Below are 12,473 nucleotides of genomic sequence, written 5' to 3'. Positions count from 1 at the left end.
ATTGTCTATGTCTATCTATAAGTTTAACTTTTTTCCTTAGTTTAAAACGCACTCAGAATTTGGTAAAATAACGTTATGCAGTGAGGAGGAAGAGAGATGGCGAAAAAAGATTCGAATGCCATTGCAACAAATCGTAAAGCTAGTCACGATTATTTTATAGAAGAAACGTATGAAACAGGAATGGTTTTAAAAGGCACCGAGATTAAATCCATTCGTGCTGGGCGTGTTAATTTAAAGGATGCTTTCGCACGTATATCAAAAGGTGAAGCTTATGTTCATAACTTGCATATTTCACCTTATGAACAGGGCAATCAGTTTAACCACGATCCAACACGTGCCAGAAAGCTTTTACTCCATAAAAAAGAGATTAACAAGCTCATCGGCCAAACACAGCAAAAAGGCTATTCACTGGTGCCGTTAAAAATTTATATTAAAAATGGCGTCGCTAAGCTTCTAATTGGTTTAGGTAAGGGTAAAAAGAAATATGATAAACGTGAAGACTTAAAGCAAAAAGCGATGAAGCGAGAGGCTGAACGCGCGATGAAAGACCGCTATTAAAGTAACTTTTTCCATTTTCAATTAAGCAAGCGCGTGTTATAATATACGTTGCAATTGAATATTAGTTATTTATCGGGGACGTTACGGATTCGACAGGGATAGGTCGAGCTTAAGTAGCGAGCCGAGCGACGACTCGTAAAACGTCATCAGTTAATAATAACTGGCAAACAAAACGATTTCGCTGTAGCTGCGTAAGCAGATTCTACAGGATCCTTCCTGCCATCGCCCGTGTGGCAGATTGAAGGGTCTCAAAATGAGCGGGCTACGCTAGAATTCGCCGTCTGAGGATTCTAGAAGAGACTAATCAGACTAGCCACTTGGAAGCCTGTCGGTAGGCTGAAGAGTTGGCGAATGATAATATACCGACTACGCTCGTAGAAACTTAAGTGGCGATATCTTTGGACGTGGGTTCGATTCCCACCGTCTCCATTAAAAATAGCCCCAATATTTATTTGGGGCTATTTGTGACGTAAAGCATAAATTTTCCGTTTGGAAAGCTTATGCTTTATTTTTTTAATAAGCTTCTTTCAATAACATATCCTTAGAAGCATTTTTTGGTGGTAAAATAGATCTGATTCTGGGGTTAAATTGTTCCAACATGCTGTCAACTTCTTGCTTTTTAATGTCAGCATGTAGAAAGGTTTGAATTTGCTTTAAAGCTTCATAAACGGATTCCCTCATCTTGATCTCCAGCGAATATAGATATGTCGTTCTTTCCGTGATGATTATTTTTTTACTGGATAAGCTGCCATTTAGAATGGATTGAATATAAACTAACATTTTTAAATCAGAAGAACTGATCGTGATAACTGGGCTTCGTTTTCCTTTTGAGTCTATATTTTTAAATGAAATGGTTCCTTCACCGTCGATCATACCTGCTAAATAAGCTGCTTCCCAAGATTTCAACATGATATGGCGTCCCCTTTCGAAAATGTCTAAATTAAGTATACATGTTTTAATATAAAAGAACAAGTGTTCGTGTTTAGTTTTTTTATTTTATTTTTTATGAACTAAAAATGTTGCAGCAATAGGACGGATACCTTTCCACTGACCACTTTTTTGAATAGAATATAATAAAACCAAATGTAAGGAGTGGTGTTTTTTATGTTTCCTGGAGGTCCGAGACAGCGACCGATGCCGCCGAATTTTCATCGGCCACCACAAGGGTCACAAACTCCTGCTAGGCCAAATTTAATATCTCAATTTCAAACTCCCGATGGAAAATTGGATTTTAATAAAATATCAGCTACTGCACATCAAGTTAAACAAATTTATAACCAAGTGAACCCACTTATTACTCAATTCATCAAAAAGTAGAATCATGAGTTTTTTCTTTATGTCAGTTAATATTCAAGGGAGATGGACATGACAATCAGAAAAGCTACTTATAATGAGACTCAAGAGATATTAAAACATGCTCTGGACGTATTAGAGGAAGCTACTATGGGTTATGTTGAACCGCGAAGAGAGAAAGCTCTTGAAATGGTGTCTCCATTTTTGTCCAATGGTGGTTATTATCTTGTCTGTATTGAAAACAATGTTATCCAAGGATGGGTCGGTATAGGAAGAACATTTGACTATCATACTGATCAAGTTATTGGTATTATTCCGGAAATTTATGTGCTTCCAAAGTTTCGGAAAAAGGGCTTAGCGGAAAAATTGTGTAAGAAAGCGTTTAAGCAATTGAAAGAAGAGGGTCACGAAAAAGTTCAATTAAACGTTTATGCAGGCAATCCTGTCAAACATCTTTATGAAAAACTTGGCTTCCAAAAAATTTCTACATTAATGGAGAGGGATTTAAACGATGAACCCTAAATACGTGATAGATTTTCCCTCTCCGTTATTCCCTTGTTTATGTTTTGAATCACTAAGGCAACTAGACAATTTCAAATATGGCCAGGCACTTCAAGACCAAGATTTCCATTAGTTCAAGAAATTTTCGAATTATCAACAAATTTAGGCAGTAAATTAAGTTACACTGAAAAAAAGTAGGTGATAACGATGAATGCTTGGAAATATCCATTGTTGCTCATTTTGGGGATAGGTGTCTCATATTTAGGGAATTGGATTTATTTAGTTGCGATTAATTTATACATATTGAATCTAACGGGGTCTGCAGCCGCGGTTGCGGGTCTTTATGTCATAAAGCCGATTGCGACCATTTTGACGAATACGTGGTCTGGAAGTGTGATCGACCGGGTAAATAAACGGAAGCTTCTCGTATCAGTCGATATAATCAGGGGAGGCTTGGTATTGACTCTGCCATTTATCGAAAATATATGGGGAATCTATTCTGTTGTATTTATCATAAGTTTAGTAGGTTCATTCTTTGGACCGACGTCACAAGTTTATATCACAAGATTAGTTCCAGAAGAACGGCGACAACGATTCAATTCGATGATGGGGACGATGAGTTCTGGTGCATTCTTACTTGGTCCTGCTTTATCCGGTGTATTAATCATGTACTATGGAACGGATTTAAGTATTTTTATTAATGCTGTGACGTTTATCATTTGCGGCATAATCATTTTATGTCTGCCTAATGTTGATCAAACCACCGAAAAAGAATCAACCACCAATCACTTACAAAATTGGCTCAATGATTGGAAGGTCGTCGTATCCTTCTTTAAGCAAGCTCATTTTTTTGTAGCGGTATATCTCATGTTCCAGCTTACTATGTTAATTGGGTTTGCACTTGATTCTCAGGAAGTTACCTTTATTAAGCAAGATTTAGGGTTATCAGATGAGTATTATGGGTTGTTAATTAGTATCACAGGCGCAGGTTCAATTGTTGGTGCATTAGTGGCGACAATGCTGGCTAAAAAGGTTGAACTGTGTTATTACATTGGTGGCGGTATGCTATTGTCATCAGTTGGTTATGTGTTGTTTTATTCATCCTTTAACTTTATATCTGCCTTAGTCTCGTTCATCATTTTAGGCTTTTTTATGGCATTTGCCAACGCTGGCTATACGACATTTTTCCAAAATCAAGTCCCCGTCAATATTATGGGGCGAATTGGAAGTGTGGCAAGTATAATCCAATCGATCTTTCAAATTGTCTTTACGCTTATGCTTGGTTTTTTCGCCGAGCTTTTTCCACTGCAGACGGTTACAATCATCGGTTCAATACTTGGGTTAAGCCTGTCAATTAGTCTTGTCGTTTATTTATTTAGGAAACGTCAACAGGTCTCGCATTCTTAACAAAGTAGTCAAGTAACATGACAATTTTATATATGAATTAATGATAAAAGGATAGTCGTCTATACAATCTATTAGCCCCCTACATAAATTAAAATAAAGAGTTAACGCTCTTAAACAATATGAAAGGGGGCTAAATGATGTCTTACGGTGGTTATGGATATGGCGGAGGCTTTGCGTTAATTGTTGTGCTGTTTATCTTATTAATTATCGTAGGTGCTTCCTGGTGGTACTAAGTAGAATTTTTAAAATAACTAATCGTATCCCCATCATTCCTTCAATTCATCATAGTAGCTAAATTAATATGCGCATAATTAATTTAACTCACATTGAACCATTGTCTTTAGCAAAATCATGATTTTTTGAAAGGGGTTGAAGATATGTCATTCGGATTCGGTGGCTGCGGACCTTATGGAAATAGAGGCCTTGGAGGCTGTGGCTACGGATACGGCGGTGGTGGTGGCTACGGCTATGGTGGCGGATTCACCTTAATCGTCGTATTATTTATCCTACTCATTATCGTAGGAGCATCATTTTACTAAGCCGCTCGATTGATTGAATATAAAACCTTATCCTTTTTGTAGGGTAAGGTTTTTCCTTTACCACCGCACAGGTTGCTTAAAAATTAGATCCATTTATAATTTCATCCGCCGACGTTTTTAATAATTGTTTACTACTCTTAATACCTTGGTTTCTTTGATAGGATTCAACTATAGCGTAGCCAATATTGTAGCCAATCCACTTAGGGAGGCGATGGTTACCGATTCCAAACAACAATAGATGTTGTTTTTCCTTATTTAGCAAGTTTAAGTTATTAGAATATTCCCTGTCCCATAGATCTGACATTTGCTCATAACTGTATAAATTAATCCATGGGGCAAGATATTCCTCACCGTATAACTCTTTCACCACATATTCCCCAAGCCCTTCTAGAACTAACATGTCTTTTAAAGTTAACTTTGCTTCATTAAGTTTGAAATGGTTTAGTCGAAAAACATGGCTATATTCGTGAGCTAAAACTGATTTAACTTCATGGTTTGTTAGATTGGGAGATAAAAATAAAAATAAGGCTTCTTTAAAGGCTAATCCACCCTTTTTTAGAGTGGTTCGCTGAACTTTGTGGTGTGCTCTTTTGACAGGAAGGATAAAAATAGGGATGTCTGGACCATTCCATTTACTCTTCAGATTTTTAAATTCTTTTTGAACAAGTTTCCATTGATTCTTTTCTTGTATGAGACGGGAGGTTTTCTTGATATGTCTCCATTCGTTAGGCTCAAATAATCCATTTTGAAGTAAAATATAATGAAGTTCTTCGATATCATAGGATGAAAAGTGATCCTTGATGGGTTTGCATAGTGTTTCTAATTGAATTAAATAGGGGTTCTTAGATCGGTTTTGCTCACATTGATTTGAAAAGTTTTTTAGCCAATCGTAGGTGTTAATAACAGGCAATATGATCTCTCCTTACGTATTTATAAACCTATTATTCTATAAAATAAACGTATGTCTATTCCTATAAAACTAGTATGCATACACTAATAGAAAAGATATAGGAGTGGTAATGTATGTCCATGCACATTTATAATAGATGCTGTCAGTTTCATGGCGAAGTGGTAAAAGTCAGACAGATGGATGGTTTCGTTCATGTTGGACGCATCACAAGAGTGACGCCTAGTCGTGTCTGGCTTCAGCCTGTACGCGGCGGTTTAGGCTATGGGTTTTACGGAGGTTATGGTGGCTTTGGATTCGGAGTGCCGATAGCCTTATCGTTTATAGCAGGAATCGCATTGGCTGGAGCATTTTGGTAAAAATGGTTAAGTGCAGGATTACTTTATCGTACTTCTGCACTTTTAAACCTTATGATTCATGTTGTTAGTTAATTTCAATACTTTCACCTTTTATCTTAGGAAATTTTATCTGCAATATCCCGTCTCGATGTCTGGCTTTCATTCCGTTTGGCGTAACATATGAAGGTAAGTCTACTTTCCGTTTCTCGTAAGGGTTATTTTTATGATTAATATTGATGATTAATTGATCGCCCATCAATTCAAGGTTGATATTCTCTTTAGGAATGCCCGCTAGTGTTGCTGTAATAATGAAAAATGAGCGATTTTCGCTAATGTCTATCGGAATGATTTTTTGATTTGGCTGAAATATTTGGTCAATATTATGCATTAAGGATTGATGGTGTTTCGACTGAAAAAAATCATTAATTAATTCCATTGGGTTTCCTCTAGAGTTATTCTTTGAAGCCATGATCATACAACCCCTTTCCTCTGTTCCTTAATTAAGCATATGTCCAACGTTAATTGAATGTATGGGCTAATATCGGGATTATCACTGCTTTTATCTGTCCAAAACCCGCTTTAACGCCCTAACCAAGATCCGTTACATAACATACGTTGAAAGTAAAAATAAATTAAGGAGTGTGTTAGTCTATGTCAGCAGGCGGATACGGTTATGGTGAAGGATTCGCGTTGATCGTCGTGTTGTTTATCTTACTTATTATTGTTGGTGCAACTTGGGGCTACGGCGGAGGCTATGGTTACTAAATAATTTAAACTAAGAAAAGCTGCACTAATTTTGGTGCAGCTTTCTTACGTTATTAGATCTTTTCTTTAGAAAGTAAAGTTAATTAATGAGAATGCCCTTACTAAACTATTTTTAAGGCATAGTATTTTATAAAAGTAGCCGAGACCTCTTTTATAAAATTTTCACCTCCAATGACCACCGTCTCATTTGGGCGGTGGTCGATTTCTTATATTATTTATCAACTGAGGGATTTTGATTATTTTTTTCAACAATTCCGCAGGTGCCCTATCATTTTTTATTACTCCACATATGTTGATAGTGAAAATGATAAAAGGAGGAATGTTTCCATGTCAGGAGGATATGGTTACGGCGGCGGATTTGCCTTAATTGTGGTGTTGTTCATTCTACTAATCATTGTTGGTGCTTCTTGGTACTAAAATAAATACAAAAAAGGCTGCGATCTTTCGCAGCCTTTTTTATGCTTGTTAATTGTCCAAGTTTGCCCTGCGATTGTCCAAGTTCCAAAAAAATAATAACCATTCAATGCTTGAACTTTACGTTAACGTTAATGGTAAACTAAGAATATTGTGACAAAAGGAGAGGGTGAGGTGAGCAACGACCTTTATTCGATTTCTGAAATAGCAGCTATGTTTGGTGTATCGACACGAACGATTCGGTACTACGAAGAAATTGGTTTACTTAAACCAAAACGAAATCATAATGGCCATCGTAAATATGGTAAAAAGGAAAAAATTCAGCTACAGCTTATTTTTCGAGGTAAGAAATACGGTTTTTCGTTAGACGAAATTAAAGACATGATCCTACTTTTTGAAAAAGATCCAACCGGTCGTGAGCAATTGAAAAAGACAATCGAATATGGGGAGGACAAGCTACATGAGGTAACGCAAAGGCTTGAAGAGTTGATGCAGCTTAGACGTGAAATGGAGCAGTATCTAGATGTTTTTCGGAAAACATTAGATCAATTAGGGGAGGAAAATAGATGAATATTTCAAAGCTGTTATCTTATCAATCTCGTAAATTTCCAAATCATGAGGCGATTGTAACGCCAACAGAAAGATTAACTTATCAAGAGTGGGAGGATACGGTCAACCAATTATCAAGCCAACTTAAACAACTCGGATTTAAATCGGGTGATAAACACATCATTCATATGCCGAATACGAAAGAGTTTATGTTTCTATATGTAGCGGTATTAAGGTTAAAAGGTATCGTCATCCCAAACAATGCCAAGTTAACGACAAGTGAGATAGAATATATCCTTCAGCATAGTGAAGCGCAATTTTTTGCGACACATGAATGGCTATTCGATCAATCCAAACCCATTGCTGATCATGAGGAATTGATTTGTTTGAAAACAGGAGAGAAACAGGGGAATTGGTTGTCGTTAGACGATTTATTAGTTGGACAGGCTGAACCAATTGATTGTGATTCGACGGAGGATGATGAAGCATCCATCTTATATACCTCTGGCACGACTGGTAATCCAAAAGGTGTCTTGTTTACCCATCGTAATATTTTAACGGTCGCGACCATGATTTGTATTGAGATGAATATGAATAAAGACAGTCGTATTCTTCATATGATGCCATTAAGTCATTCGGCTCCACTACACTTATTTATGGGTGCTGGTTTGTATGTCGGTGCCACGCATGTGCTAACCCCTACATTTACACCTGAATTATTATTAAAAACGGTTGAGAAGGAACGAACAACGCATTTCTTTGGCGCGCCAGTAGCTTATATAATGAAGGCTAAGCGACCCGATATTGACCAATATGATCTAACGTCGATGCAATATTGGGTTTATGGTGGGGCCCCACTTGGCAAGGCTGAAGTGGAATTGGTGAAAGACCGTTTTTCAACTGAAGACCTTATGTGTGTATACGGATTGACGGAAGCTGGTCCAAATGGAACGTTACTTGAGGCTAGGGAGCACGACCATAAATCAGGTAGTATCGGTCAGCGCGCAGCTTTAAATTGCGAAATTCGATTGGTTGATGAAAATAGTCTTGACGAGCCAGGTGAAATCATCTTACGTGGTGAAGGGAATATGAAAGGCTATTATAAAGCACCTGAAAAGACAAAGGAAACGATTAAAGGTGGCTGGTTATATACGGGTGATATTGCTAAGCGTGATGAAGATGGCTATTTCTGGGTGATTGACCGCAAGAAAGATGTGATTATTTCAGGTGGTGTCAATATTTATCCAAGCGAGGTTGAAAAAATATTGATGACGCATCCGGATATTGAAGATGTTGCGATCGTGGGTGTGCCACATCCTGAATGGGGGGAATCGGCTAAAGCGTTTGTCGTTTTAAATGACGACGTTAGTAATGTAGAGACGACGTGTAAACAGTTTTTACAGGATAAGGTCGCTATCTATAAGATCCCGCATTTTTACGAGGTGTTAGAAGCACTACCACGAAATGCGACGGGTAAGTTATTAAAAAATCAATTGAGAGAACAAGAGGGAAGGACTGTTTAGTCATGAGTCAACACAACTACTATATCAATGATCGGCTGATTCAACGGTTAATGAAAAAGTATCTTCCAACGGATTTTTATGATTATGCCCATGAGCAGTTAACCGAATTCGGTGAAAAGGTTGCGAATGAAATTGATGAACGAGCCATTCACACAGATCGGGAAGGACAGCCACGTCTAATCAAGTACAATAAAATGGGTGAAGAAGTTAATCAAGTTTGGGTCAATGAAGGCTATCGAAAAACAGTCGAAGAGACTTACCAAACAGGGATTATCGGCTATGTTCATAAAGACATTCCAGAACTTGAGCGCAAAGGGAACTACATGTACTCTTACGCACAAGGTTACTTATTGTCTCAATCAGAACCAGGTTTTTATTGTCCGGTTACGTTAACGCTGGCAACAGCTTATTTGATTGACCACTATGCAGACGCATCGCTTCGGGACAAATTTTTACCTCATGTGATCTCAACGGGTGACGTTGAGTTATTTGAAGGGGCAACTTTTTTAACCGAACGTCAGGGTGGATCTGACGTCGGAGCTAATGTCGTTAAAGCGGTTCAAGTTGGTGATCGCTACCAGTTGTATGGTGAAAAATATTTTGCCAGTAATGCTGGGATGTGCGGTGTTGTCATAGTTTTAGCTAGAATCGAGGGGGCTCCTGAAGGGACAAAAGGGTTAAGTTTATTTTTAGTCCCGTGGGAACGTAACCGAGAGCAGCAACAATTAAGTATTCGCAGGTTAAAGGATAAACTCGGGGTCCGAGCGGTTCCGTCTGCTGAAGTGGAGTTTGATGGTGCGGAGGCATACTTGGTTGGTGACCCTAAACAAGGCTTTAAATACATGATGGAGGCTTTAAATTTATCGCGTGTCTGTAATACTGTGGCTTCGTTAGGCATTATGCGTCGTGCTTATCAAGAGGCAAAGGATTACGCGTTTCAACGTGATGCGTTTGGTCAAAAAATCACGCATTATCCTATGATTCAAGAGACTTTAGTCAATATGAAAACTAAACTAGAAGTTGAAACAATTGCGACGTTTGATATGATTTCGTTATTTGACCAGGTGATGGCTAAAGACTCTCAAGCGACTGAGGACGATATGGCTATGTTGAGGCTCTATATTGCTTTATTAAAGAAGGAAACAGCCGAGCAGGCGATTGACTATGCACATGAATCAATTGAAATGCACGGCGGAAATGGCTATATCGAGGATTTTGTGACGCCTCGTTTACTGCGTGATGCCCAAGTATTAACGGTCTGGGAAGGGACGGCAAATATTTTAGGTCTAGAGGTTTTACGTCTGATTGAGAAATTAAATGTGCATGAGCTATTTTTAAGAGATATGGAAGAAAGGCTAGCTCGTTTACCAGAGACGGTTAAGCCATTAGCGACGCCCGTTTACCAAGCATTGAATCAATTCAAGCAGTCATTACAACAATTATCAAATATGAATATGAGTGCCCGTCTCATGTATCCGAAGAAGTTAGCTCAAGACATGGTCGATCTTTATGAAGCGGTAATCGCTTTAGATCATATCGAAGATGGGGAGAACTTCGAGCGTGACTACGCTGTAGCTGAGGTGTTTATCAACAAGACTTTGATAACTGGTTATCAGCAAGATCCATTAGAATTAAAATATTTTGACTTAATCGTAGCGAATCAGGATCAAACACAGACATCCATATTAAGCTAGGCGTTAGAGCCGACGACATCTTATCTATGTTGTCGGCTAGTTAAATAAATCCCACTAAAGATAATCAGCATCCCGAGTATTAGGTTAGCTGTGATTGGCTCTTCTAAAATGAGGTAACTTGCAATCATGGCGGAAATCGGAATAATATAAGCAACCGTTGTGGCAAACTCAGGTGTCCCATTAATAATCATGTAATACAGAATGATGTGGGCAAGACCAGAGCCTAAAGCACCGAGAGCAAGGACTATTAACGTTACGGATAAATCAAATTCAGCAAATGCTGGCATATCGTGAACGACAAGTGCGATCAATAAACCGACTAAGGATGCGACAAATAAAGAGACCGTTGTCGTGATAATTAGGTCAGTCTTTTGAAGATGTTTCTTTAGGTATTGTGAGCCGAATCCATAGAAAATGGTGGCTAAAACCATCGTTCCAATTCCGATAAAATCACTGCCAAATAAATGTTGAATTTGAAACTCCATTAATATGATAATCCCCAAAAAGCCCGTTAAAATCCCAATCCATTGCTTTTTTTGAAGCCTTTTACTAAAAAATAAATAACCAATTAATGCTGTAAATATCGGTGTTAAAGCATTAATGACTGAAGTCGTATTACTATTAATAACCGTTTCACTCCAAGCGAGTAATCCCCACGGAATACCCGCATTGATCGTTCCGAGAATAATGAGCTGTTTAAGTGGGATGGATGGTTTGGTTTTTATTAATGTCCATATAAATAATGGCGTTAATGCAATTGCGCCAATTAAACAGCGTAAAAAGACCATTCCCCAAACACCGGTTACATTGACAGTCATTTTGATTAAAATAAAAGCAATTCCCCATATAAAGCTTAAGCTAAGTAATGCTAAATACAATCTCATGTCTACTCACCTATTTTTAATATATTGAATGACTAGAAACACGGTGCTTGCCTAAAAAAGTATCTTTTAGCCATAATCGTGAAAACTACATAGAAGAACTCTGGAAAAGGCGGGGTAATCACATGTGGGAATTATTAAAAAAAGGTAATAAATCGTCAGGAATTGCTGCTTTAGGAAATTTAGGTTTAACGATTATAAAAGGGATTGCTGCCGCAATAAGCGGTAGTGGGTCGATGTTTGCGACAACCATTCATTCCTCAGCTGATACATTAAATCAGGGTATGGTTTACTTCGGAAGTATATTAGCCCAAAAGGAACCGACGAAACGCTTTCCGACAGGATTTGGCAGGGTTATTAATTTATTTGTTTTATTAGCGGTCATTGTGATTTCCATTATGGCTTATGAGACCTTACATAAAGGTTGGGAAATTATTCAACATCCTGAGGAATCCTCAAATTTTTGGTTGAACGTTGTAGTATTATCTGCTTCTGTCATAGTTGATGGTTATGTATTAGCCAAAGTCATGAAAGAGGTTGTGGAAGAGTCAAGAGCTGAGAATTCTGAAGAGGGATTTATTAAAACGGTTATTCAAAATGTCAAATACTCAGCACCTCCGACGCGCTTAGTTTTTTATGAGGATATTGTCGCGACTTTAGGAGCACTGGTTGCCTTAATCGCCGTCATTGTTGCCTACTTCACTGGGAATTATATTGTGGACGGGATTGGGACCATGATCATCGGCGTATTATTAATCGGAATAGCCATCAAAATCGGTTACGAAAATACGATTGGTTTAATTGGAGTTGCAGCACCAGAACGTGTAAAAGACCGTGTGGCCAAAATTATATTAGACCATCCTAAAGTCGTCGATATCAGTCAAATTCGTGTCTTACAGGAGGGAAGACAATATCATGTTGAAAGTTATATTGAATTAGTTAAGGGACTATCTTTAGCGGAAGCGGATGATATTAAGTTTAAAGTCTCGGAATCATTATTAGAAGACCCGGATATTGATGATGCGACGATTGGTATTATCGAATCGGATGATGAAAAAAACTATAAGCCTAATCAAAAAAATGGAGAGGAATAAAGCCTCTCCA

17 protein-coding genes and 1 other RNA gene are annotated in these 12,473 nt (G+C 38.0%); 14 read left to right on the top strand and 4 right to left on the bottom strand.

The genetic code is table 11. The features are described 5' to 3' along the window. Positions 1-96 precede the first annotated feature (96 nt). Together smpB and ssrA are read left to right on the top strand one after the other, a co-directional pair. On the top strand, positions 97-558 hold the full coding sequence (smpB, locus tag BLP77_RS11235; RefSeq protein ID WP_093857233.1) for an SsrA-binding protein SmpB: 462 nt from the start codon (positions 97-99) through the stop codon (positions 556-558). Between the two features lie 74 nt (positions 559-632). Further along, positions 633-990, top strand: a transfer-messenger RNA (tmRNA) gene (ssrA, locus tag BLP77_RS11230). A gap of 81 nt (positions 991-1,071) precedes the next feature. On the opposite strand, the gene BLP77_RS11225 is transcribed toward ssrA, so the two are convergent. After that, positions 1,072-1,467: an LAGLIDADG family homing endonuclease gene (locus BLP77_RS11225; protein WP_093857232.1), complete on the bottom strand. Its 396-nt coding sequence runs from the start codon at positions 1,465-1,467 to the stop codon at positions 1,072-1,074. Between the two features lie 195 nt (positions 1,468-1,662). Between BLP77_RS11225 and BLP77_RS16280 the strand changes: the two genes are divergently transcribed. The 5 genes from BLP77_RS16280 to BLP77_RS16135 all read left to right on the top strand — a co-directional run bounded on the left by BLP77_RS16280 (position 1,663) and on the right by BLP77_RS16135 (position 4,298). Beyond that, positions 1,663-1,875: a YppG family protein gene (locus BLP77_RS16280; protein WP_093857231.1), complete on the top strand. Its 213-nt coding sequence runs from the start codon at positions 1,663-1,665 to the stop codon at positions 1,873-1,875. A gap of 48 nt (positions 1,876-1,923) precedes the next feature. Then, entirely contained in the window at positions 1,924-2,373 is a 450-nt protein-coding gene (locus BLP77_RS11215) for a GNAT family N-acetyltransferase (protein ID WP_093857230.1), read from the top strand. Between the two features lie 186 nt (positions 2,374-2,559). Continuing rightward, a complete protein-coding gene (locus tag BLP77_RS11210) occupies positions 2,560-3,759 on the top strand; it encodes an MFS transporter (protein WP_093857229.1) in 1,200 nt (399 codons plus the stop codon). Between the two features lie 137 nt (positions 3,760-3,896). Further along, the gene (locus BLP77_RS11205) at positions 3,897-3,992 is read left to right on the top strand and encodes a YjcZ family sporulation protein (RefSeq protein ID WP_093857228.1); all 96 of its coding nucleotides are present in this window, start codon (positions 3,897-3,899) and stop codon (positions 3,990-3,992) included. A gap of 144 nt (positions 3,993-4,136) precedes the next feature. Beyond that, positions 4,137-4,298, top strand: coding sequence for a YjcZ family sporulation protein (locus BLP77_RS16135; protein ID WP_093857227.1), 162 nt, complete (start codon positions 4,137-4,139; stop codon positions 4,296-4,298). Between the two features lie 76 nt (positions 4,299-4,374). On the opposite strand, the gene BLP77_RS11195 is transcribed toward BLP77_RS16135, so the two are convergent. Beyond that, positions 4,375-5,208 carry a DUF2268 domain-containing putative Zn-dependent protease gene (locus BLP77_RS11195; RefSeq protein ID WP_176753053.1) on the bottom strand — a complete coding sequence of 278 codons (834 nt, stop codon included), beginning with the start codon at positions 5,206-5,208 and terminating at the stop codon, positions 4,375-4,377. A gap of 113 nt (positions 5,209-5,321) precedes the next feature. Between BLP77_RS11195 and BLP77_RS11190 the strand changes: the two genes are divergently transcribed. Beyond that, positions 5,322-5,564, top strand: a complete 243-nt coding sequence (locus BLP77_RS11190) for a hypothetical protein (RefSeq protein WP_093857225.1) — start codon at positions 5,322-5,324, stop codon at positions 5,562-5,564. A gap of 64 nt (positions 5,565-5,628) precedes the next feature. On the opposite strand, the gene BLP77_RS11185 is transcribed toward BLP77_RS11190, so the two are convergent. Further along, positions 5,629-6,012 carry an Hsp20/alpha crystallin family protein gene (locus tag BLP77_RS11185; protein WP_093857224.1) on the bottom strand — a complete coding sequence of 128 codons (384 nt, stop codon included), beginning with the start codon at positions 6,010-6,012 and terminating at the stop codon, positions 5,629-5,631. A gap of 182 nt (positions 6,013-6,194) precedes the next feature. Here BLP77_RS11185 and BLP77_RS11180 point away from each other — a divergent pair, with 182 nt between their 5' ends. The 5 genes from BLP77_RS11180 to BLP77_RS11160 all read left to right on the top strand — a co-directional run bounded on the left by BLP77_RS11180 (position 6,195) and on the right by BLP77_RS11160 (position 10,488). Then, positions 6,195-6,308, top strand: coding sequence for a YjcZ family sporulation protein (locus BLP77_RS11180; RefSeq protein WP_093857223.1), 114 nt, complete (start codon positions 6,195-6,197; stop codon positions 6,306-6,308). A 327-nt stretch (positions 6,309-6,635) separates the two neighbouring features. Then, positions 6,636-6,725, top strand: a complete 90-nt coding sequence (locus BLP77_RS11175; RefSeq protein WP_093857222.1) for a YjcZ family sporulation protein — start codon at positions 6,636-6,638, stop codon at positions 6,723-6,725. A gap of 171 nt (positions 6,726-6,896) precedes the next feature. Next, the gene (locus tag BLP77_RS11170) at positions 6,897-7,292 is read left to right on the top strand and encodes a MerR family transcriptional regulator (RefSeq protein WP_261753342.1); all 396 of its coding nucleotides are present in this window, start codon (positions 6,897-6,899) and stop codon (positions 7,290-7,292) included. After that, the gene (locus BLP77_RS11165) at positions 7,289-8,794 is read left to right on the top strand and encodes a class I adenylate-forming enzyme family protein (protein WP_093857221.1); all 1,506 of its coding nucleotides are present in this window, start codon (positions 7,289-7,291) and stop codon (positions 8,792-8,794) included. Before BLP77_RS11170 ends, BLP77_RS11165 begins: the two co-directional genes overlap by 4 nt. Positions 8,795-8,796: 2 nt before the next feature. Next, positions 8,797-10,488 carry an acyl-CoA dehydrogenase family protein gene (locus tag BLP77_RS11160; protein ID WP_093857220.1) on the top strand — a complete coding sequence of 564 codons (1,692 nt, stop codon included), beginning with the start codon at positions 8,797-8,799 and terminating at the stop codon, positions 10,486-10,488. A 20-nt stretch (positions 10,489-10,508) separates the two neighbouring features. On the opposite strand, the gene BLP77_RS11155 is transcribed toward BLP77_RS11160, so the two are convergent. Next, on the bottom strand, positions 10,509-11,372 hold the full coding sequence (locus BLP77_RS11155) for a DMT family transporter (protein WP_093857219.1): 864 nt from the start codon (positions 11,370-11,372) through the stop codon (positions 10,509-10,511). 122 nt (positions 11,373-11,494) lie between these two features. On the opposite strand from BLP77_RS11155, the gene BLP77_RS11150 reads away from it, so the two are divergent. After that, on the top strand, positions 11,495-12,463 hold the full coding sequence (locus tag BLP77_RS11150) for a cation diffusion facilitator family transporter (protein ID WP_093857218.1): 969 nt from the start codon (positions 11,495-11,497) through the stop codon (positions 12,461-12,463). Positions 12,464-12,473: the final 10 nt, after the last annotated feature.

This window comes from Tenuibacillus multivorans (assembly GCF_900103915.1).
Taxonomy (GTDB): Bacteria; Bacillota; Bacilli; order Bacillales; family Alkalibacillaceae; genus Tenuibacillus; species Tenuibacillus multivorans.
This window is presented reverse-complemented; position numbering and strand designations above follow the sequence as displayed.

Bases quoted from the DNA above. Each gene is read 5' to 3' on its own strand.
- smpB (WP_093857233.1), top strand. From the start codon at position 97: ATGGCGAAAAAAGATTCGAATGCCATTGCAACAAATCGTAAAGCTAGT.
- BLP77_RS11225 (WP_093857232.1), bottom strand. From the start codon at position 1,467: ATGTTGAAATCTTGGGAAGCAGCTTATTTAGCAGGTATGATCGACGGT.
- BLP77_RS16280 (WP_093857231.1), top strand. From the start codon at position 1,663: ATGTTTCCTGGAGGTCCGAGACAGCGACCGATGCCGCCGAATTTTCAT.
- BLP77_RS11215 (WP_093857230.1), top strand. From the start codon at position 1,924: ATGACAATCAGAAAAGCTACTTATAATGAGACTCAAGAGATATTAAAA.
- BLP77_RS11210 (WP_093857229.1), top strand. From the start codon at position 2,560: ATGAATGCTTGGAAATATCCATTGTTGCTCATTTTGGGGATAGGTGTC.
- BLP77_RS11205 (WP_093857228.1), top strand. From the start codon at position 3,897: ATGTCTTACGGTGGTTATGGATATGGCGGAGGCTTTGCGTTAATTGTT.
- BLP77_RS16135 (WP_093857227.1), top strand. From the start codon at position 4,137: ATGTCATTCGGATTCGGTGGCTGCGGACCTTATGGAAATAGAGGCCTT.
- BLP77_RS11190 (WP_093857225.1), top strand. From the start codon at position 5,322: ATGTCCATGCACATTTATAATAGATGCTGTCAGTTTCATGGCGAAGTG.
- BLP77_RS11185 (WP_093857224.1), bottom strand. From the start codon at position 6,012: ATGGCTTCAAAGAATAACTCTAGAGGAAACCCAATGGAATTAATTAAT.
- BLP77_RS11180 (WP_093857223.1), top strand. From the start codon at position 6,195: ATGTCAGCAGGCGGATACGGTTATGGTGAAGGATTCGCGTTGATCGTC.
- BLP77_RS11175 (WP_093857222.1), top strand. From the start codon at position 6,636: ATGTCAGGAGGATATGGTTACGGCGGCGGATTTGCCTTAATTGTGGTG.
- BLP77_RS11165 (WP_093857221.1), top strand. From the start codon at position 7,289: ATGAATATTTCAAAGCTGTTATCTTATCAATCTCGTAAATTTCCAAAT.
- BLP77_RS11160 (WP_093857220.1), top strand. From the start codon at position 8,797: ATGAGTCAACACAACTACTATATCAATGATCGGCTGATTCAACGGTTA.
- BLP77_RS11155 (WP_093857219.1), bottom strand. From the start codon at position 11,372: ATGAGATTGTATTTAGCATTACTTAGCTTAAGCTTTATATGGGGAATT.
- BLP77_RS11150 (WP_093857218.1), top strand. From the start codon at position 11,495: ATGTGGGAATTATTAAAAAAAGGTAATAAATCGTCAGGAATTGCTGCT.